The following is a 2,691-nucleotide window of genomic DNA, read 5'->3' as shown; positions in this document are numbered from 1 at the left end:
CACGCCGCCAGCGTTCATCCTGAGCCAGGATCAAACTCTCAAATTAAAAGTTTAATCATTTACTCATATTACTTATAAAAGAATTGCTGGTTTACTTAAATTTATCTGTTTAATTTTCAAAGATCATCTCTTTATTTTGTCCGTCACTCTCAAGCGACTTTCTTATCATATCACTAATAAGTTTTTTTGTCAACAACTTTTTAAAAACTTTTTAACTTTTTCAAGTTTGTTTTTTATTTCGTTGACGTCACTCATCAGCGACGAGATTTATCATATCATTAACCTTATTTTTTTTTTACATTAATTACATTATTTTTTTATCAATATAATTATTTTTCTACATTATACTAATAAATTCTTATTTTTTCATATAAAGATACTCCTGGATAAGTTTATGTTTGATTTAGTAATTTATAATATAAAAAAAGAAGATCTTTTAATTATTTATTAAAAATCTTCTTTTTTTATTATATTATAATGATAAAACTATTTCTTTAAACTTGTTTCCTCTTACTTCAAAATTTTTAAACATATCAAAACTTGCACATGCTGGAGATAATGTTACTATATCATCAAGCTTAGAAATTTGTTTACTTTTATTAACTGCCTCTTCTAATGTATTAACTATATAAACAGGAACATTAATGCCTTTAATTTCTTTAAGTTTTTCAAAACAACTCCTAATTTTATTTTTAGTTGCTCCAAATAATACTATACTTTTAATCTTCTCATATCCTTCAAAGGCTAATGGTTCAAAAGGAACATACTTATCATATCCTCCTGCTATTAATATAACTGGTTGCTCAAAAGCTTTTAACCCTGCTAAAGTTCTAGTTGGGGTAGATGCTATAGAATCATTGTAATACTTAACCCCATTAACACTTCTAACAAATTCACATCTATGAGCCACTCCTGAAAAAGTTTTTGTTAAACTTTTCATAGTTTCTATTGATACTTCATCATAAACTGCTAAAAAAGCTGCTAAATAATTTTCTACATTATGCATACCTTTTATAACTATATCATTTTTTTTGCATACTTCTTTTTTATGCACATAAATAATACCTTCTTTATAATAAGCATCTTCTCCTACAGCTTTAGTTGAACTAAATTTAACTACTCTTCCTTTGGCTTCTTTAGCAAACTCTTTTGTGATATTATTATTATCATTTATTACTAAAAGAGAATTTTCTTTTTGATATTTTAAAATTCTCTTTTTAGAATCTATATATTCGTTCATATCTTTATGCATATCTAAATGATTTGGAGTTATATTAGTAACTATAGCTACATCAATTTCATTTTCCATAGTCATTAATTGAAAGCTTGATAACTCTAAAACCACTTTATGATCTTCTTTTATATCTTCTATATTTGAAAATAAAGGATTACCAATATTGCCCCCAATCCAAGTAGTATACCCTTCATTTTTCAATAAATTATATATTATAGTAGTAGTTGTTGTCTTACCATCGCTTCCTGTAACTCCATAAACTTTTCCTTTACAATATTTCACAAACTCTTCCATCTCAGATGTTATATATGCACCTTCATTTTTAGCTTTAACTAAAGCTTCACAATCAATTCTCATAGAAGGTGTCTTAAATATAACTTGAAATCCACTTAATCTATCTAAATAGTTTTTTCCTAACTCTAATTTTATTCCTTTATTTTGAAAATCTATTGCAATCTCTCCAAGCTCTTCTTTACTTTTAATATCAAAAGCAGTTACTTTAGCACCTAACTGAAACAAAAAATTTATTAAAGGTATATTACTAACCCCAATTCCAACTACTGCAACATTTTTATTTTTTATAAATTGTTTAAATTCATTAAAATCTCTTTTCATTATTTGAATCCTCCAAGACCTATACTAAAGTAAAATAGTATATATTATGATTCTATTTATAAATACTATCCTATATCTTTCTAATTATAACACTTGTATAATACTTATTCTACTTTACAGCCTATAACTTATTATTTTTTCAACTTTCTAAAATTATTTTTTTTCCTAATACTAAACATTTCGAATCATTTCCATGACCAATATTTTTAGTTTTAACTATAGGCAAATTTTCATTGTTTATTATATCTAATACAAGTTCTTCTACAGTAAGATTGTATTTATTTATCTCCATCTCCTTAAATGTACCTAAAATTACTCCATTAACCTCATTAAATACACCCATATTTTTATATTGAGTTAAATAACTTTTTATTCTTGCAGCATTTCCACTTAAGCTTTCTAAAAATAAAATTTTATTTTTAAATGTAGGAATAAATTTTGTTCCTACAAGTTTTAAAAAACATCTTATATTACCCCCAATGACTATTCCCTCCATTTTTTTATTTTGAATCCATTTATACTCAAAGTTGTATATATTATTTTTTTCATTTATAAATGTTTCTACAAAGTTAAAAATCTGTTCTTCTCTATTACTACCAATAAGATTTCTAATTTGATATAAATAAGTATCAATATTACTTTTTGAGTATATAGAATTTAATATAACAGTTACATCACTATATCCAAAAAAAGACTTAGGATTATCTTTTATAATACACCACTTTACAAGTAATTAAAAATTAATTTTATAAAAAATGAACCAAATTCCTAAAAACTGTGCAAACTATTAATACAACCAATACTAATAAAACACAGGAGGAATTTGGTTCTATGAATAGTAT

The 2,691-nt window shown here is 24.6% G+C and carries 2 protein-coding genes and 1 pseudogene; all 3 read right to left on the bottom strand.

Annotation, left to right across the window (positions count from 1 at the left end; translation table 11 throughout):
* Positions 1–472: 472 nt before the first annotated feature.
* The gene (murD, locus tag GBZ86_RS14720) at positions 473–1,849 is read right to left on the bottom strand and encodes a UDP-N-acetylmuramoyl-L-alanine--D-glutamate ligase (RefSeq protein WP_152891898.1); all 1,377 of its coding nucleotides are present in this window, start codon (positions 1,847–1,849) and stop codon (positions 473–475) included.
* A 139-nt stretch (positions 1,850–1,988) separates the two neighbouring features.
* Positions 1,989–2,345, bottom strand: a complete 357-nt coding sequence (locus GBZ86_RS18325; protein ID WP_234885179.1) for a S66 peptidase family protein — start codon at positions 2,343–2,345, stop codon at positions 1,989–1,991.
* Positions 2,346–2,483: 138 nt separating this feature from the next.
* Positions 2,484–2,564: pseudogene (locus GBZ86_RS18475) on the bottom strand (LD-carboxypeptidase); the annotation flags it as partial.
* Between the last annotated feature and the right edge of the window lie 127 nt (positions 2,565–2,691).

The organism is Clostridium tarantellae (genome assembly GCF_009295725.1).
Taxonomy (GTDB): domain Bacteria; phylum Bacillota; class Clostridia; order Clostridiales; family Clostridiaceae; genus Sarcina; species Sarcina tarantellae.
The sequence above is the reverse complement of the archived record's forward strand: the minus strand, read 5'-3'. Positions and strand labels throughout refer to the sequence as shown.